Consider the following 24304-nt stretch of genomic DNA (forward strand, 5'->3'; position numbering starts at 1 on the left):
CCCCCTCGGCGCTAGGCCCCCAGGTGCCGTTTGGCGAAGTCCAGTTCCAGTTTCACCTGCTTGATGCGTTCGTCCACCACCAGGGAGCCGTGGCCGGCGTCGTAGCGGTAGACCTCGTGGACGGCGCCTCTGGCTTCCAGGCGCTTGACGTAGTTGTCGATCTGGCGGATCGGGCAGCGGGGGTCGTTGACGCCGGCCGAGATGTAGACCGGGGCCTTGACCTGGTCGACGTAGGTGATCGGGGAGGAGGCCTCGAAGCGCTCGGGGACCTCCTCGGGGGTGCCGCCCAGCAGGGTGCGGTCCATGGCCTTCAGGGCCTCCATCTCGTCGTGGTACGCGGTGACGTAGTCCGCGACGGGCACGACCGCGATGCCCACCGTCCACGCGTCGGGCTGCGTGCCGAGGCCGAGCAGGGTGAGATAGCCGCCCCAGGAGGCGCCGGTGAGGACCAGGCGGTCGGGGTCGGCGAGGCCGGAGGAGACCGCCCAGTCGCGGACCGCGGCGACGTCCTCCAGTTCGATCAGGCCGACCCGGTGCTTCAGGGCGTCGGTCCAGGCGCGGCCGTAACCGGTGGAGCCGCGGTAGTTGATGCGGATCACCGCGTAGCCCTGGTCGACCCAGGCGGCCGGGCCCGCGGCGAAGGCGTCGCTGTCGTGCCAGGTCGGGCCGCCGTGCAGGTCGAACACCGTGGGGAGCGGGCCGGTCGCGCCCGCCGGCTTCTGGACGAGGGCGTGGATGCGGCCGCCGGGGCCCTCCACCCACGCGTCCTCCACCGGCACCGACGGCGGGCAGGCCATGCCGGGCGGGTCCAGGACCACACCGCCGGACGTCGAGCGGACCGCGGGCGGCTCGGCGGCCGACGACCACAGGTACTCCACGCTGCCGTCGGGGCGCGCGGTGGCGCCGGAGAGCGAGCCGGGCGGGGTGGGGATGCGGGTCAGCTCGCGGGTCGCCAGGTCGTAGCGGAACAGCTCGCTGCGGGCCTCGAAGCCGTGCTCGACGAGCAGGGCCGAGCCGTCCGGATACCACTCGGCGCTGACGTCGCCCGGCAGGTCCAGGGCGAGGTCGGTCTCCTCGCCCGTCGCCACGTCCCACACCAGCGGCTCCCAGCGGCCCCGGCGCTGGTGGCCGATGAGCAGCCGGGTGTCGCCGTCGACCGGGGCGAAGCCCAGCACCTCCAGGCCCAGCTCCTCGGTGCCGCCCTTGGTGTCGTCCAGCTCGGCGACCGGCGTGCCGTCGGGGCGCAGCACGCGCAGCGCCGCGTGCATGGCGTCGCCGTGCTCGGTGTGCTCGATGGCGATCAGGGAGCCGTCGTGCGAGAGGTCGCCGACGCCCGCCGACTCGCGGTGCCGGTAGATCTGCACCGGGTCCTCGCCCTCGCGGGCCAGGTGGATCGTCGTACCGTCCTCGTCCGTGGAGCGGCCGACGACCGCCGTGCGGCCGTCGCGGGCCAGGGCGAGACCGGCCGGGTAGGAGGGGGCGAGGCCGGGGACGGCCGGCTCGTCCGCGCCGCCGCCGAAGGGCTGGCGGCGCCAGATGCCGAACTCGTCGCCGTCCTTGTCGTCGAACCACCAGATCCACGCGCCGTCCGGGGAGAGCACGCCGTCCGTCGTGCCGTTCGGCCGGTCGGTGACCTGGCGCTGGGCTCCCGTCGCGCGGTCCCATGCGTACAGCTCGTACGTGCCCGTCGCGTTCGACACGAACAGGCAGCGGTCCGGCGCGTCCTCCGCCCAGTCGGGCAGCGACACCCGCGGCGCCCGGAAGCGCTTCTCCCAGTCCGGCATGCCGTCCGTGCCCCGCACGCCCGGCCCCTTGCTCTCACTCATCGCCCCAGTCATGCGCCCATATTGCCTGGCCGCACCGACAATTGGGTGGCGGGTGTGCGCAGCCTGTGGATAACTTCCCGCCCATGAGCTCCCAGGTCGACCATCACCCGGCTTCCGAGGGCCGGCGGTCCGCTGCCGACAGCGGGGCGTCCCCTGCCGACGGCGAGGGGTCCGCTGCCGAGGGCCGGTCGTCCGCTGCCGACGATCAGCCGTCCGTTCCCAACAGCGGGCCGTCCGCTTGCGAGGGCCGTTCGTCCGCCCCCGGCACCGGGCGGTCCGCCGCCAACGGCCAGACGTCCGCCCCCGACGACCGGGGATCCGCTGCCGACGACCGGCGGTCCGCTGCCGAGGGCCGGTCGTCCGCTGCCGACAGCGGGCAGCCCCCTGCCCACGGCGGGAGGTCCGCTGCCGACAGCCGGTCGTCCGCCCCCGAGGACCGGTCGTCCGCTCCCGGCACCCGGCGGTCCCCTGCCGACGACCAGCCGTCCGCTGCCGAGGGCCGGTCGTCCGCTGCCGACAGCGGGCAGCCCCCTGCCCACGGCGGGAGGTCCGCTGCCGACAGCCGGTCGTCCGCTTCCAAGGGCCGGTCGTCCGCCCCCGGCACCAGGCGGTCCCCTGCCGACGACCAGCCGTCCGCCCCCGGCACCAGGCGGTCCCCTGCCGACGACCAGCCGTCCGCCCCCGGCACCAGGCGGTCCCCTGCCGACGACCAGCCGTCCGCTGCCGAGGGCCGGTCGTCCGCTCCCGGCACCGGGCGGTCCGCCGCCGACGGCCAGACGTCCGCCCCCGACAGCGGGCCGTCCCCTGCCGACGACCAGCCGTCCGCCCCCGACGACCGGGGATCCGCTGCCGACGGCGGGCCGACCCCTGCCGGCGGCCGGGGGTCCGCTCATGACGGCGGGCCGGCTGCTCCCGATGGCTGGCGTGAGGACAACCGGGCCATGTGGGACGAGCGGGTGCCCGTGCACGTTGCCGGTGCGTACTACGACCTCGACGGCTTCCGGGTCCACCCCGACGTGCTGCGCGACTTCGAGAAGGAGGAGGTCGGCGACATCAGCGGCAAGACGCTGCTGCACCTGCAGTGCCACATCGGCACCGACACCCTCTCCTGGGTCCACCGGGGCGCCGCCCGCGTCGTCGGTCTGGACTTCTCCGCGCCGGCCGTCGAGGCCGCCCGCTCCCTCGCCGCCGACCTCGGTCACGGCCCGGAGCGTGCCGCGTTCGTCACCAGCGACGTGTACGACGCGGCGGAGGCCGTGCCCGAACCGTCGTACGACATCGTCTACACGGGGCTCGGCGCCCTGTGCTGGCTGCCGGACGTCCGCCGCTGGGCCGAGACCGCCGCCTCGCTCGTCGCGCCCGGCGGGTTCCTGTACCTCGCCGAGTTCCACCCGATCACCGAGGCCCTCGACGACGAGACCGGCTCCCGGCTCGTCCGCGACTACTTCGCCCGCGACGCCCAGGTGTGGGACGAGCCCGGCACCTACGCCGACCTGAACGCCGCGACCGTCCACAACCGCAGCGTGCAGTGGCAGCACACCCTCGGCGACGTGGTCTCCGCGCTCGCCACGACCGGGCTGCGGATCGAGTTCCTGCACGAGCACGACGTGTCGCTGTTCCCGCGCTTCGCGAACTTCGAGGTGCGCGACGGCTACCACCGCTTCCCGGCGGGCCATCCGCGCATCCCGCTGATCTACTCGCTGCGGGCGAGCAGGGCCGCCGAGGGCTGAGGGCCGACCCGCGGGCGGGGCGTCCATGCGGGAGCCGTACCGTGGAAGGCGTGTACCGGTTTCTGCTGACACCCCGCTGGTGGGGCATCAACGTCTTCGTGCTGCTCGCCATCCCGTTCTGCATCTTCATGGGGTCCTGGCAGCTGAGCCGGTTCGAGGGGCGGGTGCACGACAGCCGCGCCGCCACCCGGCAGGCCGCGTCCGACCAGCACGAGACGGCACGCCCGCTGGACTCGATGCTGCCGGTCGACAAGGCGACCTCCGGGCGCCGGGTCACCGCGAGCGGGCACTACGGCACGCAGCTGCTGGTGCCGGACCGGCAGCTCGACGGCAAGAACGGCTTCTACGTCCTCACCCTGCTGCGCACCGGCTCCGGAAAGGCGCTGCCGGTGGTGCGGGGCTGGCTGCCCGGCAAGGCGGACCCGGCGAAGGCGCCCGCGCCGCCGAGCGGTGAGGTCACCGTCACCGGTGCGCTGCAGGCGTCCGAGACGCCCGGGGACAACGGGGTCAGCGCGGCCGGGGGGCTGCCTGCCGGGCAGACGGCGGCGATCAGCTCGGCGTCGCTGGTCAACCTGGTGCCGTACCGGCTGTACGACGCGTGGGTGACCCTCGACAAGGCCGACGCCGGGATGAAGGCCGTACCGGCGACGGCGCCCGAGGGCACCGGGCTGGACCTGAAGGCCTTCCAGAACCTCGGCTACACCGGCGAGTGGTTCGTCTTCGCCGGGTTCGTGGTGTTCATGTGGTTCCGTCTGCTACGGCGCGAGGCGGAGGCGGCGCGGGACGCTGCGCTGGGCTTGGTGCCGGAGGAGACGCCGGCGCCGGTGAGTTCCTGACGGGGAGCGCCGGGGGTTCGGGTCGTGAGCTCCGCGCCCCTTCGGGGTGCGCCCTCCTGCGTCCCCTCCTACGCCCCTGCCAGCACCCCGGTGTAGTACACCGTCCCCGCGCACTCGCCCGTCACCGTCGTCGTGGCGGAGGGGGAGCCGCCCTGCGCGGTGTGGGTGATCTGGACGCTGCCGTCGGCCGTGCCGTCCGCGGTCATCAGCTGGGTCGTGGTGCCCGCCGTGCCGCCGGCGTCGGAGGAGCCGCCGGAGCCGCTCGCGTCCTGGGACGGGGTCGGGTCGGGCGTGGGGCCGCCGGTGTCGGATCCGCCGGGAGTGCCGGTGCCGCCGCCGTTCGTGGGGCAGGTCTCGGACGGTACGAAGGCGAACTTCTCCTCGTAGGCCGCGCCCGGTTGCAGGACCAGCCCGGGGACCTCCATGGACGGGTCGGGCAGACCGGTCGCCGCGTCCCCCGCCACATGCCGGGCCACGCTGATCTTGGCCGGGTCGGCCGCGCCCGCCGCGACCGGGGTGATGGTGCCCTCGCCGGCGACGGTGCACGCGGTGGAGGAGACGTTGACGACGCGGAACGTGCCGTAGACCACGCCCGCGGAGTCGGGGACGTCGGCGGTGCCGGTGGCCGAGCCCAGCTGGGCCGTCGTACACATCGGGACCCCGCTGGAGGAGAGGGTGGAGGACGGGTCGGCGCCACCGGCGGCGCCACCGCTGCCGCTGCTCCGGCCCTTCGCGCCTTGCTTGCCGGAGTCCTTGCCGGGCTTGACGCCCGTGCTGCCGCTGTCCTTCCTGCCGCCCGTGTCGCCGCCCTTGTCCTTGCCCTGCCCGGTGCCGCCCTGGGCCTGGGAGGACTGGCCGGCCATGGCGGTGTTGGGGTCGGTGCCGCCGGAGCCGGAGACGTGCACGAGGGCGGGGATCGCGGTGCCGATGAACAGGGCCGCGGCGGCCATACCGATGGCGGCCTGCCGCTTGCGGGCCCGCCGCGCGGGTACGGCCTTACGCAGATGCTCCAGTGTGCCGGTGCCCGGCTGGATGTCGTCGACCGCGGAGTGCAGCAGTCGCCGCAGCGCCAGCTCGTCGTCCGGAAGCGCCCCGAGTTCCTGGTCGCGCTCTTCGGGGCCCTGGTGGTCGGGGCCGTGGTTCACAGTTCCGTTCCCAGCGTGCGATGGCGTGTGCTCTTGCTCGGCCCAGTCCGTCGGCTCGTGCCAGGCGAAGGGCTCGTGACGTTCGTGGGAATGGCGTCCATCGGAATCGCCCCCTGGGCGGCGAACGCTCATGACGGCGTCCCCATGGCCACCCGCAGGGCGGCGATGCCCCGCGAGCCGTACGCCTTCACCGAGCCCAGCGAGATCCCGAGGGTCTCGGCGACCTGGGCCTCGGTCATGTCCGCGAAGTAGCGCAGCACGAGGACCTCGCGCTGGCGGCGCTGCAGGCCCTTCATCGCCTTGATGAGGTCGCGGCGCTCCAGCTGGTCGTAGGCGCCCTCCTCCGCGCTCGCCATGTCCGGCATCGGCTTGGAGAGCAGCTTCAGGCCGAGGATGCGGCGGCGCAGCGCCGAGCGGGAGAGGTTGACGACGGTCTGCCGCAGGTAGGCGAGGGTCTTCTCGGGGTCGCGGACGCGCTTGCGGGCCGAGTGCACCCGGATGAAGGCCTCCTGGACGACGTCCTCGCAGGAGGCGGTGTCGTCGAGGAGCAGCGCGGCGAGGCCGAGCAGGGAGCGGTAGTGCGCCCGGTAGGTCTCGGTGAGGTGGTCGACGGTCGTGCCGGCGGCCTCGGTCGCCGTGGCCACCGTGGTTTCGTCGGAGCCGTCGCGCTGACTGGGTATGCGGGCGGGCCGCGCTGCGGGCATGGGCGCGATCACCGGCATGCCGCCGGGCGTGCGGGGCCGGAGCGCCGCACGGGGGGGCCGAAGGGCCGCCGCGCCGCGGGCCGCGCTGAGTTCGAGTACCTCTGCCACGCCTGTTGGACACGTTTACCCCCGAGAGGGTTGTACGTGCCGGACGTCACATGTGCGACAACCGGCGGTGCCTCAAGTGCCGTCATGCGCCCCGCTCTTCCGCTATGTCTGATTTGGGCTGGGTGTCCCCACACCCAGCCCTCATGGCGTCCCCACGCCGAAGAGTGACCGCAAAGACGCTCCCCGTCCGCCGCACGGTTGCGGGGACGGGGAGGGAAATCCTCTGGCGCCCTGAGCAATGGTTCAAGTGGTACGGACCACAGTCCCGGCCACACTTCTTACATAGATCCTATAAAGCTCTTTCCTGATCTCCGCACGGGGCGGTCGACAGGGGGCGGTCGGCACGCGGCGGTCCCAGCCGTCAGGCTCAGTGACCGGTCTCAGTGACCGGACTAAGGGTCCCGTCTCAGGGTCCCGTCTCAGCGGCCGGGCTCAGTGGTCCGTCCGCTCCGTCGCGATCAGCTCCGCGATCTGTGCCGTGTTCAGGGCGGCGCCCTTGCGGAGGTTGTCGCCGCAGACGAAGAACTCCAGGGCGGTGGGGTCGTCCAGGGCCCGGCGGACGCGGCCCACCCAGGTGGGATCGGTGCCGACGACGTCCGCGGGGGTGGGGAACTCGCCGGCGGCCGGGTCGTCGCACAGGACCACGCCGGGCGCGGTCGCGAGGATCTCCCGGGCGCCGTCGACCGTGACCTCGCCCTGGAAGCGGGCGTGGACGGTGAGGGAGTGCGTGGTGATCACGGGCACCCGCACGCAGGTCACGGCGACCGGCAGGTGGGGCAGCCCGAGGATCTTGCGGGACTCGTCGCGGACCTTCATCTCCTCCGACGACCAGCCGTCCTCCCGCAGGGACCCGGCCCACGGGACGACGTTCAGCGCGACCGGCTCCGGGAACGGCCCGGTGTCGTCCCCGACGGCCCGCCGTACGTCGCCGGGCTTGGTGCCCAGCTCGGTGCCGGCCACCAGGGACAGCTGGGCCCGCAGCGTGTCCACACCGGCCCGCCCGGCCCCGCTCACCGCCTGGTACGACGACACCACCAGCTCGCGCAGCCCGAACTCGGCGTGCAGCGCGCCCAGGGCGACGATCATCGTCAGGGTCGTGCAGTTGGGGCTGGCCACGATCCCGCGCGGGTGGGACCGTACGGCGTGCGGGTTGACCTCGGGCACCACCAGCGGCACCTCGGGGTCGAACCGGAACGCGGCGGAGTTGTCGACGACGACCGCGCCGCGCGCGGCGGCGATCGGCGCCCAGTGCGCGGCGATCTCGTCGGGGACGTCGAACAGGGCGATGTCGACCCCGTCGAAGGCCTCCTCGCTCAGGGCCGCAACCTCCACCTCCTCCCCGCGCACGGCCAGCTTGCGGCCGGCCGAGCGCGGGGAGGCGAGCAGGCGGATCTCGCCCCAGATGTCCGCGCGCTGGGACAGGATCTGGAGCATGACCGCGCCGACGGCTCCGGTCGCTCCCACGACCGCGAGCGTCGGCTTGCCGGTCATCGTCGTACGCCTCCGTACGTCATGGCGACGGTCATCGCCCGGTGCCTCCGTAGACCACGGCCTCGTCCGAGTCGGAGTCGAGCCCGAAGGCGGTGTGCACGGCGCGGACGGCCTCCGGGACGTCGTCCTTGCGGGTGACGACCGAGATGCGGATCTCGGAGGTCGAGATCAGCTCGATGTTCACGCCCGCGTCGGACAGCGCCTCGAAGAAGGAGGCGGTGACGCCCGGGTTGGTCTTCATACCCGCGCCGACCAGGGAGATCTTGCCGATCTGGTCGTCGTAGCGCAGCGAGTCGAAGCCGATGCCCGGCTTGTTGCGCTCGAGGGCGTCGATGGCCTTGCGGCCCTCGGTCTTCGGCAGCGTGAAGGAGATGTCCGTCAGGCCGGTGGAGGCGGCGGACACGTTCTGCACCACCATGTCGATGTTGATCTCGGCGTCGGCGATGGCCCGGAAGATCGCGGCCGCCTCACCCGGCTTGTCCGGCACGCCGACGACCGTGACCTTGGCCTCGGAGGTGTCGTGCGCGACACCGGAGATGATGGCCTGCTCCACCTTCTTGTCCCCAATCGGCTCACTGCTGACCCAGGTGCCCTGCAGCCCGCTGAAGCTGGACCGGACATGGATCGGGATGTTGTAGCGGCGGGCGTACTCCACACAGCGGTGGAGCAGCACCTTGGAGCCGGATGCCGCGAGCTCCAGCATGTCCTCGAAGGAGATCCAGTCGATCTTCTTCGCCTTCTTCACCACGCGCGGGTCGGCGGTGAACACGCCGTCGACGTCGGTGTAGATCTCGCAGACCTCGGCGTCGAGCGCGGCGGCGAGCGCCACGGCCGTCGTGTCGGACCCACCGCGGCCCAGCGTGGTGATGTCCTTCTTGTCCTGGCTGACGCCCTGGAAGCCCGCGACGATCGCGATGTTGCCCTTGTCGAGCGACTCGCGGATCCGCCCGGGGGTGACGTCGATGATCCGGGCTTTGTTGTGGACCGAGTCGGTGATGACGCCGGCCTGGCTGCCGGTGAAGGACTGGGCCTCGTGACCCAGGTTTTTGATCGCCATCGCCAGCAGGGCCATGGAGATACGCTCTCCGGCGGTCAGCAGCATGTCGAACTCACGCCCGGCAGGCATCGGAGAAACCTGCTCGGCGAGATCGATCAGCTCGTCCGTCGTGTCGCCCATCGCGGAAACGACGACGACAACCTGGTTGCCGTTCTTCTTCGCTTCCACGATCCGCTTGGCGACGCGCTTGATGCCTTCGGCATCGGCTACGGAGGAGCCTCCGTACTTCTGCACGACAAGGCCCACGTGCGCTCCTCGCTCGGTTCGTTTGTGTCGGCTCAGTCTAACGAGCGCCCGAATTCCACCACCCTGCTCCCGCATGGTGAGACATCCGGCGCCCGCATCCGGCACCTGCCCAGCCGTCGACGCACCACTCGGAAAGTGCCCCGGGTCACAGCCAGGATGTGTACCTTTCAACCACTGGGGGTGAACAGCCGGAGCGCCGCGATGAACGCCGACCAGGCGGGGGCGGGGACGTGGAGTTCGGGGCCGGCGGGGGCCGTCTTGGAGTCGCGGATGTGGATGGTGGTGGGGGTGGGGGCGACTTCCACGCAATCGCCGCCTTCGTTATCGCTGTAGCTGGACTTGAACCACGTGAGCTGGTCAGTCATGGCGATCCACCATCCGCTCGATGAAACAGGCCGACTCAGCGGGGCTGAGGGCCAGTGCGCGGATCATGCTAAGCCGCCCACTGACCCGGCTGACAACCTCCGGATCAGCCGAGAGTTCACTGGCCAGCGGGCCCTCCGTGAAAGCGAACCGCTCGTGGTCCTCGACCTCCAACAGGACCATGGGACCCAAGTGGGCGTCGCTCGTGGCCCGTTCGAACGGCAGCACCTGCACGTTGACGTTTCGCAGGCGGGACACTTCGAGCAAGTGGCGAAGTTGGTCGGCATCTACGAAGGGGCCGCGCAGGGCTGCCTCGTGGATGACGAAGCTGAAGGCCACCGGCGGCTTCCTGCCGCTGAGGATCGCCTGTCGCTCCATGCGCGCCGCGATCCGCTTCTCGACCATCTCCTCGTCGAGCGGCGGATAGCGGCTCTCGATGAGCGCGCGTGCATACGACTCGGTCTGCAACAACCCGGGGATCAAAAGGGTTTCGTACGACCAGCGACCGATCGCCTCCCTCTCCCGCTCCATGAACTCCTGCGCCCTGGGCGGGAACTTCTCCCTGCTGAGGTACTCCTTCGCCGCGCTCAGCAAGCCCTCCGCGCGGCACAACTCGTCTGCCACGTCCAGGACTCGGGGCGTCGGCATGCGTACCCCTTGTTCCATCGCCTTGATGGTGTCCGGAGAGTAGTTCGCGGCGGCGGCCAACTGCTCTCGGCTGATGTTCGCCTTCGTGCGCCAGCGTTTCATCTGGTTGCCGCTGAAGCGCCACATGACGGGCGACTGGGACACCGCACGCACCTCCGACCGGTACATCCCGCCGTGTATCACCGGCGTCACTACCGAGGGTATCCAGCGTGGCAGCACCCTGTGACCATGACCAACGGAATTCACCGGCCCGCCTGGGTCCCCGTACGGGGCCACCGGCTGCGCGTGGCCGGCGTGCACTTCGACGCCGTGCGGATCGAGGGAAGATGGGGGGAGGCCGTCGCCGACGCGCTGATCGAGCGGGGGGACGGCGACGCGGGGCCCGTCGTGTGTGCGGGCGGGAGCGGGACGCGGTGGGTGTATTTCCTGCTGGCGCCCGGGGTCGTGCACGGCTACGACTGGCCACTCGGCGTGCAGTACTTCGGGCGGCGATGGGACCGAGCCGTCACCTACGTGGGCGTCCCCGCGCTGGACGGCGACACCTGGCCGCTGCGCTGGTACAGCGAGCCGACGCCGACCGCGCCGTACGTCGACGCGGTGGCGCTGCTCTCGGTCACTGCCCGGGGCGGATCCCCAGCGGTTCGCCGATCTCCTCCGCCATGACGCGGCCCGCCTCGAACTCCAGCGTCTCGTCGCCCATGTCGGACTGGTCGGTGTCGAGGCCGTCGAGTTCTTCCAGGGGCTGGTTGAGGCGGACGTGGATGAGGACCGACTGCAGGGCGCGCAGGACGGCGGAGGCGGTGGCGCCCCAGTTGGAGAAGTAGGAGAACTGCCACCACCACAGGGCCTCCGTGGTGCGGCCCGCGCGGTAGTGGGCCATGCCGTGGCGCAGGTCGGCGATGACGTCGACCAGGTCGTCCGAGATCCGGGCCGGGACGGGCGCCTTGCGGGGCTCGTACGGGTCGAAGACCTCGGAGTAGACGTCGACCGGCTCCAGCAGGCGGGCCAGGTTCTCACGGAGTTCGTCCACATCGGCGTCCGGGCCCACGTCGGGCTCGTAGCGCTCCTCGGGGACGAAGTCCTCGTGCGCGCCCAGGCGGCCGCCTGCCAGCAGCAGCTGGGAGACCTCCAGGAGGAGGAAGGGGACGGTCGAGCCCGGCTCGTCGCCCCTCGCCACCTCCGTGACGGCCACCAGGAAGCTTTCGATCTGGTCCGCGATCTGGACCGCGAAATCGTCCGGGTTCTGACCGGTCGCGTGCAGTGTGGCGTCAGACATCTAGGAGTCGTCTCCCCTCGAAGGCGCGGCCGAGGGTCACCTCGTCCGCGTATTCCAGGTCGCCACCCACCGGGAGGCCGCTGGCCAGGCGGGTGACCTTCAGGCCCATGGGCTTGATCATGCGGGCGAGGTACGTCGCTGTCGCCTCGCCCTCCAGATTCGGGTCCGTGGCAAGGATCAGTTCCGTGACCGTCCCGTCGGCCAACCGCGCGAGAAGTTCTCGTATACGCAGGTCGTCGGGACCCACACCCTCGATCGGGCTGATCGCGCCGCCGAGCACGTGGTAGCGGCCACGGAACTCACGGGTGCGCTCGATGGCGACCACGTCCTTGGGTTCCTCGACCACACAGATGACCGAGGGGTCGCGGCGCGGGTCGCGGCAGATGTTGCACAGCTCCTCCTGCGCCACGTTGCCGCAGGCCGCGCAGAAGCGGACCTTCGCCTTGACCTCCAGGAGCGCCTGCGCGAGCCGCTTCACGTCCGCGGGCTCGGCCTGCAGGATGTGGAAGGCGATCCGCTGCGCGCTCTTGGGACCGACGCCGGGCAGCCGTCCCAGCTCGTCGATGAGGTCCTGGACCACGCCTTCGTACAACGGACTGACCTTCCTTGAGACCTTTCGGTACGTACGCTAGTTGCCCCGGCCTCAGAACGGCAGACCGGGGATGCCGGTGCCGCCGCCGAGGCCCTGGGCCAGCGGGCCGAGCTTCTGCTGCTGGAGGGTCTGGGCGTTCTCGGTCGCCGCCTGCACGGCGGCCACGACGAGGTCGGCGAGGGTGTCGGTGTCCTCGGGGTCGACCGCCTTCGGGTCGATCTTCAGCGCGCGCAGCTCGCCGGCGCCGGTCACGGTGGCCTTCACCAGACCGCCGCCCGCCTGCCCGTCGACCTCCGTGTTCGCCAGTTCCTCCTGCGCCCGCTGCAGATCCTGCTGCATCTTCTGGGCCTGCTGGAGCAACTCCTGCATGTTGGGCTGGCCACCACCGGGAAACACGATCAGCTCCTCTACGTTTTCTCCGCTGAGCATGAGCCTACGTGGTCCCCGCCGCGGTCGCCCCGCCACTCTTTCGGGTGACAAGTACGACAGCCCTATACCTGATCAAGGCCTCCTTCCGGGCGGAAAAGCGGGGAAAGCGTCCTCTCCGCCACCCATTGGGCGGTAGGAAGGACGCCGCACGCCGTCATGGAATGTCACAGAAGGTGACCAGTCGTGATCAGTCGTGATCAGTCCAGTCGTGATCAGTAGGGAGTGCCCGGTGGGTCAGCCGGAGATGCAGCCCGAGGGCCCGCCTCAGGACGGGCGGGGCGAGGGTGCGGCCGGGCTGCGGCCGGGCGATCTGACCGGGCGGGCCTTTCCGCTCGGCGACTGGGGAGAGCCCGCCGAACGGCTGGACGAGCTGTACCGGTGGGTGGAGCGCGGGGCACTTCAGACGGCGTCCTGGTATCTGCGGGACCGGGTGTGGAAGCGGCGCGGCGCCCAGCTGCTGCGGGCGGGCGCGGCGGCCGGCGTGGTCTCCGGAGCCGCCCTGCCCCTGCTGGACCTGACCGGGGCGACGCGCGGGGTGGCTCCCTGGGGCTGTCTCGCCCTGCTCGTGGCGGTCGCGTGCGTGGGCGTCGACCGGTACTTCGGGCTCACCTCCGGCTGGATGCGGGACGTGGCGACGGCGCAGGCGGTGCACCGGCGGCTGCAGGCGCTGCAGTTCGACTGGGCCGCGGAGAGCATCCGGGAGGTGCTGGGCCCGGCGGAGGGCACGGCGAGCGAGGCGGCGGAGCGCTGCCTCGGGGTGCTGCGGCGCTTCAGCGAGGACGTCACGGAACTGATCCGCACCGAGACGACCGACTGGATGGTCGAGTTCCGCACCGGTACCGCGCCGCTCGGGCTGCAGGCGGCGGTGGCGTACGTGCCGCGCCAGGAGATCGGCGGCCCGACCGGCCGCTTCCCGATCCCCCCGGCGAACGGCACCCGCCCGAACATGCCCCGCCAGCGGCCGCCGGAGCCGCGGTAGGCCTGCCCCGGGCGTCTCACTGCTTGGTGTACGTCAGGCTCTCCCCGCCGCCCGCCTGGGCCCGCTTCAGCCGGCCGTCCGGCAGCAGGGTGACCTCGGTGGCCGCGCCCGGCGTGCAGGAGGACGCGGGCTCGCCGCTGGTGACGCTGGACGGGCCGATCTCCAACGGCCCGTCCGCGCTGGGCTGTTGGGCGAGCTTCGCCTCGAAGACACAGTGGTACGAGCCGCCGCCGTCCGTGGGGCCGTCCGCGACCAGCGTCAGCACGCTGTCGCCTACCTCGCCCTGCCGGATGGTCAGCCGGCGGGTGTTGGTCCCGTTGGCGTTGTCGATGCTGGTCTCCCAGGTGCCCAGGTAGGCGTCCGGGACGGCCCCGTCGGAGGAGGCGGAGGCGGAAGCGGAGTCGGTGGGCGTCGGCGCGGCGGAGGTCCCGTCGCCGGCCGTGGAACTGGCGGTGGGCGCGGGGCTCACCTTCCCGGCGCCCTTGTCGTCGCTCCCGCCGCCGTTCCGCATCAACGCGTACACCGAGCCGCCCGCGCCCAGCGCCACCACCAGGGCGACCACGACGAGCAGCGCGGTCGACCGCCCACTGCGCCGCTCCGGCTCCTGCGCGGCGCCGAAGGGCGGCGGCCCGTACGGCGGCGTGGGCCCCGGCCCACCGGCGTACGGCCCGTACGACTGCTGCGGGTACCCATAGGCGGGGCCGGCCGGGGGCTGCGCATACGGCTGCGGATGCTGCTGCCCAAACCCGTACGCCCCCGGCGCCGCCCCGGCCCCGGGACCGGCCGGCGGCACTCCCGGCGGCGCCTGCCCCGACACCACGGTCGGCAGATGCTCCACCCGGCCTGCGACAGCATGCTCAGGCGACCCACCGCCACTCACCGATCCGGCACTCGCAGCACCGGCGGAGGGCGTTTCGGCACCACCGGATCCAGGGGCACCCTCACCCGCACTCGGCGCCCCCGCACCCGCCGACGGCGAGTCCGCCCCACCGGGGCCACACGCACTCGACGACGCCCCCGCACCCGGCGACGGAGCCGCCCCCTCCCCCTCCGGATCCTCCACCTCCAGCAGCTGCACCGCATGCCGCCCCAGCTGCGCGACCAACGCCCCCGGCAGCCACGGATCCCGGGACTTTCCCCCGGTCACCGTGTCCTCCGCCCCGGTCCGCTCGAGAATCGCGTCCAGCGAAGGCCGGCGCCCCGGCTCCTTGCGCAGGCAGTCCCGTACGAGGTCGGCGATCCCCTCCGGCACCCCCTCCAGATCCGGCTCCTCCTGGGCGATCCGAAACATCAGCGCGTGTACCCCGCTGTTCGCGCTCCCGAACGGCAGCGCCCCGGTCGCCGCGTACGCCAGCACGGAACCCAGGCAGAAGACGTCGCAGGCCGGGGTGATCCGGTCCCCCCGCACCTGCTCGGGCGCCATGAAACCGGGCGAACCGACGAGCGACCCGGTCCTCGTCAGCCCCTCCCCGCCCAGCGAGGTCGTCTCCAGCGCCCGCGCGATCCCGAAGTCGATGACGCGCGGCCCGTCGATGGTCACGAGCACGTTCGACGGCTTCAGATCCCGGTGCACGATCCCCGCCGCGTGGATGTCCTTGAGCGCGTGCGCGAGTCCGGCCGCGAGGATCCGTACCGACCGCTCCGGCAGCGCGCCGTGATCGTGCCCGACCACCTGCTGCAGGCTGGGCCCGGCCACATACCCGGTGGCCACCCACGGCACCGCCGCCTCGGTGTCCGCGTCCAGCACGGGCGCGGTCCAGTACCCGCCGACCCGGCGCGCGGCCTGCACCTCCTGCCGGAACCGCGCCCGGAACTCCTCCTGGGCGGCCAGTTCCTCGCGGACCAGTTTCACGGCGACCGTACGGCCCCGGTCCGAGCGGGCCAGATACACGTGCCCCATGCCGCCCGCGCCCAGCCGCGCCAGCAGCCGGTAACCCCCGATGCCCTGTGGATCCCCCGGCCCCAGCTTCTCCATGCCCGCCCCGCCTTCCCCCCGGTCCTCCCACGCACCCCGTACACGCGGCACACGCGCGGCGCGTACGACGCATGCGTGTACGACGGAGCCGAGAATAATCCGGCCCCACGGGAGAGTCGCGCCAGTCGGCGTCCGCGGTTCCGGCGGGAGCGCCCGGCTCGAGCGGGGCCCGGCCTGGACAACCTGTCGCAGTTTCCCCCCGTCCACGGAACAGGACGCCGATATCCCTTCCGCATCGCGGACACTTACCCTCGGGCGCATGACCCCTCAGCCCCACCCCGACGCCGGCGCCGCAGTGAAGGCGGCGGACCGCGCGCACGTCTTCCACTCCTGGTCCGCCCAGGACCTCATCGACCCGCTCGCCGTCGCCGGCGCCGAGGGGTCGTACTTCTGGGACTACGACGGCAAGCGGTACCTGGACTTCACCAGCGGGCTCGTCTACACGAACATCGGCTACCAGCACCCGAAGGTCGTCGCGGCCATCCAGGAGCAGGCGGCGAAGCTGACGACCTTCGCGCCCGCCTTCGCGATCGAGGCGCGCTCGGAGGCGGCCCGGCTGATCGCCGAGCGGACCCCGGGCGACCTGGACAAGATCTTCTTCACCAACGGCGGCGCGGACGCCGTCGAGCACGCGGTGCGCATGGCCCGGCTGCACACGGGCCGCCCGAAGGTGCTCTCGGCGTACCGCTCGTACCACGGCGGCACCCAGCAGGCCGTCAACATCACCGGTGACCCGCGCCGCTGGGCCAGCGACAGCGCCACGAACGGGGTCGTCCACTTCTGGGCGCCGTTCCTGTACCGCTCCCGCTTCTACGCCGAGAACGAGGAGCAGGAGACCGCGCGCGCCCTGGAGCACCTGGAGACGACGATCGCCTTCGAGGGGCCGGGGACGGTCGCGGCGATCATCCTGGAGACCATCCCCGGCACGGCCGGGATCATGATCCCGCCGCCCGGCTATCTGGCCGGCGTCCGCGAGATCTGCGACAAGTACGGCATCGTCTTCGTCCTGGACGAGGTCATGGCCGGCTTCGGGCGCACCGGCGAGTGGTTCGCCGCCGACCTCTTCGGTGTCGTGCCCGACCTGATGACCTTCGCCAAGGGCGTGAACTCCGGTTACGTGCCGCTCGGCGGTGTCGCCATCTCCCAGGAGATCGCCGCGACCTTCGGCAAGCGGCCGTACCCCGGCGGTCTGACCTACTCCGGGCACCCGCTGGCCTGCGCCGCCGCCGTCGCCACGATCAACGTGATGGCTGAGGAGCGTGTGGTGGAGAACGCCAGGCGGCTCGGCGAGAGCGTCCTCGGGCCCGCCCTGGCCGAGCTGGCCCAGCGGCACCCCAGCGTCGGCGAGGTGCGCGGCGTCGGCATGTTCTGGGCGCTGGAGCTGGTGCGCAACCGCGAGACCCGCGAGCCGCTGGTGCCGTACAACGCCACCGGCGAGGCGAACGCCCCCATGGCCGCCTTCACGGCCGCCGCCCGGCAGTACGGCATCTGGCCGTTCGTGAACATGAACCGCACCCACGTGGTCCCGCCGTGCAATGTCACCGAGGCCGAACTGAAGGAGGGCCTCGCCGCTCTGGACGCCGCGCTGAGCGTGGCCGACGAGTACACGGTGTAGCCGTACGACGGCTGCCGCCGGGGTGATTCGAACGCGTAAGGTGACGTGCTCGTAAGCACAGATACTCGCGTAGACGGCGAGTACGGACGAGCACGTCATCCGACGCGTGAGGAGAGGCCCCCCATGCCCGGCACCGGCGCCGTGACCCGCAGCACCCTGCGGCAGCAGATCGCGGACGCGCTCCGTGACGAGGTGCTGGCGGGGCGGCTGCGGCCGGGCCGGGCGTTCACGGTCAAGGAGATCGCCGACCAGTACGGCGTCTCCGCCACCCCCGTGCGCGAGGCGCTGGTCGACCTGTCCGCGCAGGGCATCCTGGAGGCGGACCAGCACCGCGGCTTCCGGGTGCCGGAGTACTCCGTCACCGACTACCGGAACATGATCCAGGCCCGCAGCCTGGTCACCGACGGCATGTTCCAGGCCCTCGGCAGCGGCCACCCCGCCTTCCGCACCCCGCCCGAGGACGCCCGTACGACGGCCGCGCTGACCACCGTGCGGCGCCGGGGCGAGGAGGCCGCGCGGGCCGCCGCGGCCGGTGACCTGACCATACTCATCGGCTACGACCTGCGCTTCTGGCGCGAGCTGAGCGCGCTCTTCGGCAATCCCTACCTCGGCGACTTCCTCAACCGGCTGCGCGTGCAGTCCTGGGTGTGCGCGGTGCAGCACCTGCTGCGCCTGCCCGACCTGCGCGGCCGGCTCTGGTCCGGGCACACCCGGCTCGTCGACGCGCTGGCCCGCCGCGACGCCGACACCGCCCGCGCGATCGTCGCCGAGTCCAACGCCCATTCGCTGGCGCTGCTGGAAGACCTGACCAGCGGGTAGATGACCAGTACCCTTCCCTGACCACGTCCGTGCTGGACCCTTCTGTTGCGAGGAGCCCTCTTTGGCCTGTGACCTGTGGCTGGTACCGCTCGTGGACGTGTTGTGCCACACCCCCGACAACCCGTTCGCCGAGGAACTCGCGCAGTACAACAAGGCCTTGGGGGAGGCCGGGCTGCCGCCGGTGCCGGTGTACCAGTACATGCCGGGCCTGTCCGGCGAGGTCGCGCCGGTGGCGGGTTTCGACTACGACGCCCTGCATTTCCTGCGCCGGGCCTATCTGCTCCAGGTCTGCGGCCTGCCAGTGACGCCGGTGGACGAACTGGGCGGCGACTACGAGCAGTTGCTGGAGATGTTCGAGTCCACGGCCCAGCAGTCCCATCTGGTGTGGCACTACGACCACGCGGGCGCGTATGTGCCGGTCGACTTCCCGCACCCGCTGTCCAACGACGAACTCCTAGCGGGCGGCGGCCCCTTGGGCAGCTCGCAGACCCTGCTGCGGGAGCTGGAGTACGTGGCCGCGTCCATCGGCATCGACCCGGCCAACCCCCCGGCGGCCCCGGCCCCGCCGACGGCCCCGACGGAACTGGAGGAACCGGCGGTCCCCGCGCCGTACGATCCCAGCCCCTTCGCCCGCGAGCGGCATGTGTGGCTGGGCCTGCACGCGGCGGCGACCCGCTCCCTGGCCCAGGGCTCGATGATCGTCTTCAGCTGAGCCGGCCGTGTCCGGCCGAGGGGCGGGTCAGCGTGCCAGGAGGTGCAGGGCGAACCCCAGGCACGTCAGGCCGATGATCCCGAACTGGATCCGCATGGTCGTGAGGCTCCGCCAGGGCGCTCCGCTGCGGGTCCACTGCCGGACCACCAGGGGTGCCCAGTCCCACACCCACACGTCGCTGCCGCGCCAGCCGCATGCCACGGCCAGGAAGGCGCTGCTCACGAGCAGGGTGAGCACCCCGATGACGAGCACCAACGCCGATCTCCTCCCGCGCCCGTGGACGGGGCACATCCTGGCATGCCGCGGCAGGGGTGGACGGAGCGAGGGCGGTCCGGGCCGGCCGAGGTGGTGTGATGTCACCCACCTGGTCTTGCCGTGGGGGAAATGTCCCGCCTACGTTCGGTGGCATGTCCCCGCACGGCCCCACCTTCGCATTCGGCGTCGACCTGAGCGCGCACGAGATGCTCCGGCGCACCCACGTCATGGCCGCCCTCGGCCCCGACTGGGACCCGGCGGCGGCGCTGCGCGGCGAGGAGGAGGCGCGGGCGCTGCTGTACTCCGGGCTGGACGCCGAGCAGCAGCGGATCTACGACGAGCTGGTGGCGGCCGGTGTGCTGCCGCCGGGACCCGGCGATGCTGCCGCTTGATCCGCAGGCCGACATAGGCCGGCGGGCCTGGGTGGCCTGCCCGAACTGCGACGACCGGGCCGCGTGCGAGACCTGCCGGCGGCAGGCCGCCTGCACCGCCCACTGGCGCTACCTGCTGTCCAACACCGGCAGCCTGCTGCACCTGCAATGCCCCTCGTGCCACCACGTCTGGACCCACGAGAGCGGCTTCGGCGCCACCCGCTCGTCCGGCTGACCGGCGGGCCTGCGGCAGCACGGACGAGGGCCGCCGGGGCGAACCCCGGCGGCCCTCGCGCGCTCACGCACTCCGCCTGTGTCGTGGACGCCGTTCTCAGAAGACCGGCGTGCCCGCCTGCGTCAGCTTCCAGTTGGTGACGGCGAAGTCGGCCGGGTCGAGGGTCTTCTTCGCGGTCACGTAGTCGATCATCAGCTGGCGGATCTCGTTCGTGGAGCTGTAGGCGATGGGCGCCGCGGCGATGTGGGGGTAGCCCGAGCCGCCGTTCGCGCGGTAGTTGTTCACCGCCACGACGAAGACCTGGTCGTCGGCGACGGGGGCGCCGTTGTAGGTCAGGTTCTTGATCCTGGAGCCCTCCGGCTGCGCGATGTCGATCTCGTAGTCGACGCCCGCCGCCGTGTCGTACATGTAGTCCCAGAAGTTGTTGGCGTTGGTGAGGGTCGCGGTGTCGACCTTCGTGCCGGCCGGGACCTGGTGGTAGTACTTCGCCGCGTACTCCAGGTAGTCCTTGAGCTGGGCGCCGGTCAGCTTCTTGCCGTACAGGGTGTTGTCGTAGATGTACAGGCCGGCGATGTCCTTGATGGTGACGCTGCCCTGGGGGATGTCGGCCGTGCGGGAGAAGGGCGCCGCGACGGAGATCAGCGGGAGCGCGGCGTCCGCCGCCGACAGGCCCGTCTTCACCGTGTCCATCTGGACCTTGTGGATGAAGTCCATGATGGGGACGTCCTGCCAGCAGGAGTCCGCCGCCGACAGGTCCGCGGTGCAGGTGCCGACGGACGTGTTCACGTACTTGACCACCAGGTCGTGGTCGGCCTCCAGGAGCTTCTTGATCTCCGGGTCCTCGTCCACCGTGTTGGGGTTGAGGGTCTGCGCCGTCTTGCCCGTCACCTTCCACTGGCCGTGGTGGAGTTCGAGCTCGAAGTCGAAGACGCTGAGGCGGTAGCCCCAGCAGTACGGCTCGGAGAGCAGGACCTCCTCGCCGGTCTGCTCGTTCTTCACCGTGTAGGACGGCACCTCGACGTGCGTGTGTCCCACCAGGATCGCGTCGATGCCCGGCACCTGCTCGGCCACCAGGTTGGAGGCGTTCTCCACGTACGGCAGTTCGTCGCCGTAGGAGGAGGAGCCGTCGAGGCCGGAGTGGTCGGTGAGGAAGACGACGTCACAGCCCAGCGCGCGCAGCCGCGGCACGTACTTCTTGGCCTGCTCCACCAGGCCCGGGAACACCATCTTCCCGCTGACGTTGTCCTTGTCCCACAGCGCGATGCCGGGGTTGGTGAGGCCGAGGATGCCGACCTTGATGTCCGGGGCGCCGGGCACGCGGATGTGCTTGACGGTGTACGGCTCGAAGGCGGGCCGGAGCGTCTTCGCGTCGAGCGCGTTCGCGCCGAGCAGCGGGAAGCGGCACTGGCTCTCGAACTTGCGCAGCGTGTCGATGCCGTAGTTGAACTCGTGGTTGCCGAGGGCGGCGGCGTCGTAGCGCATGTGGTTCATGGCCACGGCCATCGGGTGCTTGGGGCCGTCCTCGGCGGTGATGGGCTGCACGCGCGCGAAGTAGTAGGCGAGGGAGGTGCCCTGGATGATGTCGCCGGCGTCGACCAGCAGCACGCGGTGCTCGCCCTTGGCCTCGCGCTGCTGCTTGATGAGGGTGGCGACCCGTGCCACGCCCACGGAGTTGCCCGCCTTGTCGGTGTAGGCGGCGTCCTTGTAGTAGTCCCAGTCGAAGACGTGGCTGTGCAGGTCGGTGGTGCCCAGGATGGAGAACGACCAGGTGCGCGGCGCGTCTCCGGGCCGGTGCCCGGCCTCGGCGGCCTGCGCGGTGCCGGTGCCGACGGCCCCGGCGGCGGCCACCGCCGCACCGGTGACGGCCGACTTCTTCACGAACTCACGGCGGTTCATGGGATGGGCGGGCATGCAGGGCTCCTGGAGCTCGAGAGGCAGGATCGAACGGGCGTGACGGCGGGACTACCCGCGTAGATGCTTGCCGTACGCCGTAACCGCGCGAAACCAGGAATGGGTCATGGACGGGTCAACAAATGGGAAACAGAAGCGGAGTTGAGCACTCCGCACACTCCGCTCCCTTGGGCTCGCCGTCGCCCTGGGGCAGGCGGTCGTCGGGTGAGGCGGTGGCCGGCACGCTTTCGCCGTGCCGGCCACCGCGTCCTGCCTACAGGAACGAGTTGATCTCGATCGTCTCGTCCCGGCCCGGGCCCACGCCGATCGCGGAGATCGGGGCGCCGGACATCTCCTCCAGCGCCTTGACGTACGCCTGGGCGTTCTTCGGGAGGTCCGCGAAGGACTTCGCCTTGCTGATGTCCTCCGACCAGCCCGGCAGCATCTCGTAGACCGGCTTCGCGTGGTGGAAGTCGGTCTGCGAGTACGGCAGTTCCTCGACCCGCTTGCCGTCGATCTCGTACGCCACGCAGACCGGGATCTGCTCCCAGCCGGTCAGCACGTCCAGCTTGGTGAGGAAGAAGTCGGTCAGGCCGTTCACGCGGGTGGCGTAGCGGGCGATGACCGCGTCGAACCAGCCGCAGCGGCGGTCCCGGCCCGTCGTCACACCCCGCTCGCCGCCGATCCGGCGCAGCGCCTCGCCGTCCTCGTCGAGCAGCTCGGTCGGGAAGGGGCCGGCGCCGACGCGGGTCGTGTAGGCCTTGAGGATGCCGATGACCCGGCTGATCTTCGTGGGGCCCACGCCGGCGCCGGTGCAGGCGCCGCCCGCGGTGGGGTTGCTGGACGTCACGAAGGGATAGGTTCCGTGGTCGATGTCCAGCAGGGTGCCCTGGCCGCCCTCGAAGAGCACGACCTTGTCCTGCTCCAGCGCCTGGTTGAGGATCAGGACGGTGTCGGCGACGTACGGCTTGATCTGCTCGGCGTAGCCCAGCAGCTCCTCGACCACCTGGTCGACGGCGATGGCGCGCCGGTTGTAGAGCTTGGTGAGGATCTGGTTCTTGACGTCGAGGGCCGCCTCGACCTTCTGCTGCAGGATCGACTCGTCGTACAGGTCCTGGACCCGGATGCCGACGCGGTTGATCTTGTCGGCGTAGGTCGGGCCGATGCCGCGGCCGGTGGTGCCGATCTTGCGCTTGCCGAGGAAGCGTTCCGTCACCTTGTCGACGGTCACGTTGTACGGCGTGATGATGTGCGCGTTACCACTGATCAGGAGCTTGGACGTGTCGACGCCACGCTCGTTCAGACCGCTCAGCTCGGAGAGCAGGACCGACGGGTCGACGACGACGCCGTTGCCGATGACCGGCGTACAACCGGGAGACAGGATTCCGGAAGGGAGCAGGTGGAGGGCGTACTTCTGGTCGCCGACGACGACCGTGTGGCCGGCGTTGTTGCCGCCCTGGTACCGCACTACATAGTCCACCGAGCCACCGAGCAGGTCGGTCGCCTTTCCCTTGCCTTCGTCACCCCACTGAGCACCGAGCAGCACAAGTGCGGGCACGCGCGTACACCCCTTCCGGGCGGGGCATGTCCAAGGTCGGGGGCGTGGGCGTAAGGTTCACCGCCGCGTGCCACAGCGACCGTCGTTGGTCGCCGGTGGTCGCCCAACCGTCGGACCGGATGCCCCGGAATAGACGAAGCCCCTGGCGCAATAGCGCAAGGGGCTCTTGCACAAAGATGCTACCCGAGGAAGCGAGGCAGGACCGAGGTGGCGACTTTCGCGACGTCCGAACAGCTGCTGGTGATCATCGATCCGGCGGCACGGCAGGCGGACGGAGAGTCCGTACGCATCGCGAAAGACGTGCTCAGCGCGGGTGCGGCAACGAAGGTGTGCCTGCCGGACGGGCCGGAGGAATTCGCCCGCGCGCTGGGCCGGCGGGGGTCCCGGCGACCGGTGGTGGTCGGCGACGACCGGGCGCTGGTGCGGGCCGTGACCCTGCTGCACCGGGCGCGGGAGCTGGCCGGATGCGCGCTGTCGATGGTCCCGGTGGGTGACACCCGTCTGGCCGAGTCGCTCGGGGTGCCGGGCGGGACGGTGGCGGCGGCGCGGGCCGTGCTGGACGGCGCGGAGCGGCGCCTGGACCTGCTCGTCGATGACAGCGACGGAGTCGTGCTGAGCGGGCTGGGCATACCACCGGAGCCGGTGGCGCGGGCCGCCGCGCCGCAGCCGGTCTCGGTCGACTGCCGCCCCTGGTACCGCTCCCTGGTCCGCACCCTCGCCCCCCGCCCGCCCCGGCTCGCGGCCATCCCCTCCCCCGGCCCCTCCCGGCTCCGGGTGGAGGTCGACGGCAAGACGGTGGTGGACCTGGGCCAGCCGGTCGAGGCGGTGTCGGTGATGCCGGGCGCGCGCGGCCTCGCGGAGGTGGAGGTACGGCCGCTGTCGGTGGGCGCGGAGGCGACGCCGGTACGGGCGTGGGGCCGCACGGTGACGGTGACCGGCGCGGACTTCCGCTACCGGGCGGACGCGGGCGTCTCGGGCCCGGTACGACGCCGGACCTGGCGGGTGGCGCAGGGGGCGTGGGGGTTGGTGCTGCCGGTGGCGTGAGGTCTCGGTGCCGGGGCTCAGCTCTGGTACGTGCGGTCCCGGTAGGCGCGCCAGCGTTCCGTCATCGCGGCGACGTCCCGCTCGATGAACGCGAAGAAGTCCAGGGTCTCGGCCGGCCGCCGTCTGGGTGATCGGCGCGGTCGCCGTCCTGCTGTACGGCCTGCTGCTCCGGGGAGCGGTCGCGGCCTGGGGCGTGGCCGGCGCGGCCCTGCTCCTCGGCTGGATCGGGCCGGCGCTGAACCTGCCCCGGGCGGTGCTGGGCCTCTCCCCTTTCGGGCATCTGCCGAAGCTGCCGGGCGGGCAGATGGAGTGGGGGCCGGTGCTGGTCCTGCTGGGTCTGGCCGTGCTGTTCGTCGCGGCCGGCCTCGCGGGGCTGCGCCGCAGGGACCTGACGGCCTGA

General features: G+C 71.7%; 24 protein-coding genes and 1 pseudogene. 11 read left to right on the plus strand and 14 right to left on the minus strand.

Going from position 1 to position 24304, the window contains the following annotated elements; translation table 11 throughout:
- Nucleotides 1–11: 11 nt before the first annotated feature.
- Nucleotides 12–1826, minus strand: a complete 1815-nt coding sequence (locus tag AB0950_RS28375; RefSeq protein ID WP_366779684.1) for a prolyl oligopeptidase family serine peptidase — start codon at nucleotides 1824–1826, stop codon at nucleotides 12–14.
- A gap of 941 nt (nucleotides 1827–2767) precedes the next feature.
- On the opposite strand from AB0950_RS28375, the gene AB0950_RS28380 reads away from it, so the two are divergent.
- Both AB0950_RS28380 and AB0950_RS28385 read left to right on the plus strand, forming a co-directional pair.
- On the plus strand, nucleotides 2768–3556 hold the full coding sequence (locus AB0950_RS28380; protein ID WP_366779685.1) for a class I SAM-dependent methyltransferase: 789 nt from the start codon (nucleotides 2768–2770) through the stop codon (nucleotides 3554–3556).
- A 50-nt stretch (nucleotides 3557–3606) separates the two neighbouring features.
- Nucleotides 3607–4392: an SURF1 family protein gene (locus AB0950_RS28385; protein ID WP_360154261.1), complete on the plus strand. Its 786-nt coding sequence runs from the start codon at nucleotides 3607–3609 to the stop codon at nucleotides 4390–4392.
- 68 nt (nucleotides 4393–4460) lie between these two features.
- Here AB0950_RS28385 and AB0950_RS28390 read toward each other — a convergent pair whose 3' ends face one another.
- From AB0950_RS28390 to AB0950_RS28415, 6 genes are all read right to left on the minus strand, one after another.
- Nucleotides 4461–5537, minus strand: coding sequence for a hypothetical protein (locus AB0950_RS28390; RefSeq protein WP_366779687.1), 1077 nt, complete (start codon nucleotides 5535–5537; stop codon nucleotides 4461–4463).
- A gap of 128 nt (nucleotides 5538–5665) precedes the next feature.
- The gene (locus AB0950_RS28395) at nucleotides 5666–6349 is read right to left on the minus strand and encodes a SigE family RNA polymerase sigma factor (protein ID WP_330338686.1); all 684 of its coding nucleotides are present in this window, start codon (nucleotides 6347–6349) and stop codon (nucleotides 5666–5668) included.
- A 432-nt stretch (nucleotides 6350–6781) separates the two neighbouring features.
- Complete coding sequence (locus AB0950_RS28400; RefSeq protein ID WP_366779688.1) at nucleotides 6782–7840, minus strand: aspartate-semialdehyde dehydrogenase; 1059 nt, start codon at nucleotides 7838–7840, stop codon at nucleotides 6782–6784.
- Between the two features lie 31 nt (nucleotides 7841–7871).
- The gene (locus AB0950_RS28405; RefSeq protein WP_360154269.1) at nucleotides 7872–9143 is read right to left on the minus strand and encodes an aspartate kinase; all 1272 of its coding nucleotides are present in this window, start codon (nucleotides 9141–9143) and stop codon (nucleotides 7872–7874) included.
- A gap of 167 nt (nucleotides 9144–9310) precedes the next feature.
- Nucleotides 9311–9508: a DUF397 domain-containing protein gene (locus tag AB0950_RS28410; protein WP_360571790.1), complete on the minus strand. Its 198-nt coding sequence runs from the start codon at nucleotides 9506–9508 to the stop codon at nucleotides 9311–9313.
- Complete coding sequence (locus AB0950_RS28415) at nucleotides 9501–10280, minus strand: helix-turn-helix transcriptional regulator (RefSeq protein WP_360571833.1); 780 nt, start codon at nucleotides 10278–10280, stop codon at nucleotides 9501–9503. Before AB0950_RS28415 ends, AB0950_RS28410 begins: the two co-directional genes overlap by 8 nt.
- 102 nt (nucleotides 10281–10382) lie before the next feature.
- On the opposite strand from AB0950_RS28415, the gene AB0950_RS28420 reads away from it, so the two are divergent.
- Nucleotides 10383–10817, plus strand: a complete 435-nt coding sequence (locus AB0950_RS28420; RefSeq protein WP_360154275.1) for a hypothetical protein — start codon at nucleotides 10383–10385, stop codon at nucleotides 10815–10817.
- Here the strand turns inward: AB0950_RS28420 and AB0950_RS28425 are convergent.
- From AB0950_RS28425 to AB0950_RS28435, 3 genes are read right to left on the minus strand one after another with little or no spacing between them, the layout of a single operon-like run.
- Nucleotides 10768–11430 carry a DUF5063 domain-containing protein gene (locus AB0950_RS28425; RefSeq protein WP_360154278.1) on the minus strand — a complete coding sequence of 221 codons (663 nt, stop codon included), beginning with the start codon at nucleotides 11428–11430 and terminating at the stop codon, nucleotides 10768–10770. The genes AB0950_RS28420 and AB0950_RS28425 overlap by 50 nt on opposite strands.
- Nucleotides 11423–12022, minus strand: a complete 600-nt coding sequence (gene recR, locus AB0950_RS28430) for a recombination mediator RecR (RefSeq protein WP_358933022.1) — start codon at nucleotides 12020–12022, stop codon at nucleotides 11423–11425. The genes AB0950_RS28425 and recR overlap by 8 nt, the downstream gene beginning before the upstream one ends.
- Nucleotides 12023–12073: 51 nt before the next feature.
- A complete protein-coding gene (locus AB0950_RS28435) occupies nucleotides 12074–12418 on the minus strand; it encodes a YbaB/EbfC family nucleoid-associated protein (protein WP_360154545.1) in 345 nt (114 codons plus the stop codon).
- Between the two features lie 262 nt (nucleotides 12419–12680).
- Between AB0950_RS28435 and AB0950_RS28440 the strand changes: the two genes are divergently transcribed.
- Complete coding sequence (locus tag AB0950_RS28440; RefSeq protein WP_360154281.1) at nucleotides 12681–13430, plus strand: SLATT domain-containing protein; 750 nt, start codon at nucleotides 12681–12683, stop codon at nucleotides 13428–13430.
- Between the two features lie 16 nt (nucleotides 13431–13446).
- Here the strand turns inward: AB0950_RS28440 and AB0950_RS28445 are convergent, their stop codons facing one another.
- On the minus strand, nucleotides 13447–15405 hold the full coding sequence (locus AB0950_RS28445) for a serine/threonine-protein kinase (RefSeq protein ID WP_366779689.1): 1959 nt from the start codon (nucleotides 15403–15405) through the stop codon (nucleotides 13447–13449).
- A 259-nt stretch (nucleotides 15406–15664) separates the two neighbouring features.
- Here AB0950_RS28445 and AB0950_RS28450 point away from each other — a divergent pair, with 259 nt between their 5' ends.
- The 3 genes from AB0950_RS28450 to AB0950_RS28460 all read left to right on the plus strand — a co-directional run bounded on the left by AB0950_RS28450 (nucleotide 15665) and on the right by AB0950_RS28460 (nucleotide 18551).
- The gene (locus AB0950_RS28450; RefSeq protein WP_360154287.1) at nucleotides 15665–17020 is read left to right on the plus strand and encodes an aspartate aminotransferase family protein; all 1356 of its coding nucleotides are present in this window, start codon (nucleotides 15665–15667) and stop codon (nucleotides 17018–17020) included.
- A 123-nt stretch (nucleotides 17021–17143) separates the two neighbouring features.
- Nucleotides 17144–17839 (plus strand): GntR family transcriptional regulator, encoded by a 696-nt coding sequence (locus AB0950_RS28455; protein ID WP_360154290.1) that lies wholly within the window; start codon nucleotides 17144–17146, stop codon nucleotides 17837–17839.
- Nucleotides 17840–17900: 61 nt separating this feature from the next.
- Nucleotides 17901–18551 carry a hypothetical protein gene (locus AB0950_RS28460; RefSeq protein WP_360154293.1) on the plus strand — a complete coding sequence of 217 codons (651 nt, stop codon included), beginning with the start codon at nucleotides 17901–17903 and terminating at the stop codon, nucleotides 18549–18551.
- Between the two features lie 27 nt (nucleotides 18552–18578).
- Here the strand turns inward: AB0950_RS28460 and AB0950_RS28465 are convergent, their stop codons facing one another.
- Nucleotides 18579–18806, minus strand: coding sequence for a hypothetical protein (locus AB0950_RS28465; protein WP_360154296.1), 228 nt, complete (start codon nucleotides 18804–18806; stop codon nucleotides 18579–18581).
- Nucleotides 18807–18958: 152 nt separating this feature from the next.
- Between AB0950_RS28465 and AB0950_RS28470 the strand changes: the two genes are divergently transcribed.
- Together AB0950_RS28470 and AB0950_RS28475 are read left to right on the plus strand one after the other, a co-directional pair.
- A complete protein-coding gene (locus AB0950_RS28470) occupies nucleotides 18959–19198 on the plus strand; it encodes a DUF6400 family protein (RefSeq protein ID WP_360154299.1) in 240 nt (79 codons plus the stop codon).
- Nucleotides 19185–19412, plus strand: a complete 228-nt coding sequence (locus AB0950_RS28475) for a hypothetical protein (RefSeq protein WP_360154302.1) — start codon at nucleotides 19185–19187, stop codon at nucleotides 19410–19412. Before AB0950_RS28470 ends, AB0950_RS28475 begins: the two co-directional genes overlap by 14 nt.
- 96 nt (nucleotides 19413–19508) lie before the next feature.
- Here AB0950_RS28475 and AB0950_RS28480 read toward each other — a convergent pair whose 3' ends face one another.
- Together AB0950_RS28480 and AB0950_RS28485 are read right to left on the minus strand one after the other, a co-directional pair.
- Nucleotides 19509–21323 carry a 5'-nucleotidase C-terminal domain-containing protein gene (locus AB0950_RS28480; RefSeq protein WP_360154305.1) on the minus strand — a complete coding sequence of 605 codons (1815 nt, stop codon included), beginning with the start codon at nucleotides 21321–21323 and terminating at the stop codon, nucleotides 19509–19511.
- 253 nt (nucleotides 21324–21576) lie between these two features.
- Nucleotides 21577–22860 carry an adenylosuccinate synthase gene (locus AB0950_RS28485; protein WP_360154308.1) on the minus strand — a complete coding sequence of 428 codons (1284 nt, stop codon included), beginning with the start codon at nucleotides 22858–22860 and terminating at the stop codon, nucleotides 21577–21579.
- A 207-nt stretch (nucleotides 22861–23067) separates the two neighbouring features.
- Here AB0950_RS28485 and AB0950_RS28490 point away from each other — a divergent pair, with 207 nt between their 5' ends.
- Nucleotides 23068–23904 carry a diacylglycerol kinase gene (locus AB0950_RS28490; protein ID WP_360154311.1) on the plus strand — a complete coding sequence of 279 codons (837 nt, stop codon included), beginning with the start codon at nucleotides 23068–23070 and terminating at the stop codon, nucleotides 23902–23904.
- Between the two features lie 118 nt (nucleotides 23905–24022).
- Nucleotides 24023–24304 (plus strand): annotated as a pseudogene (locus tag AB0950_RS28495) (ABC transporter permease); the annotation flags it as partial.

The organism is Streptomyces sp. NPDC007189 (assembly GCF_040703635.1).
Lineage (GTDB): Bacteria > Actinomycetota > Actinomycetes > Streptomycetales > Streptomycetaceae > Streptomyces.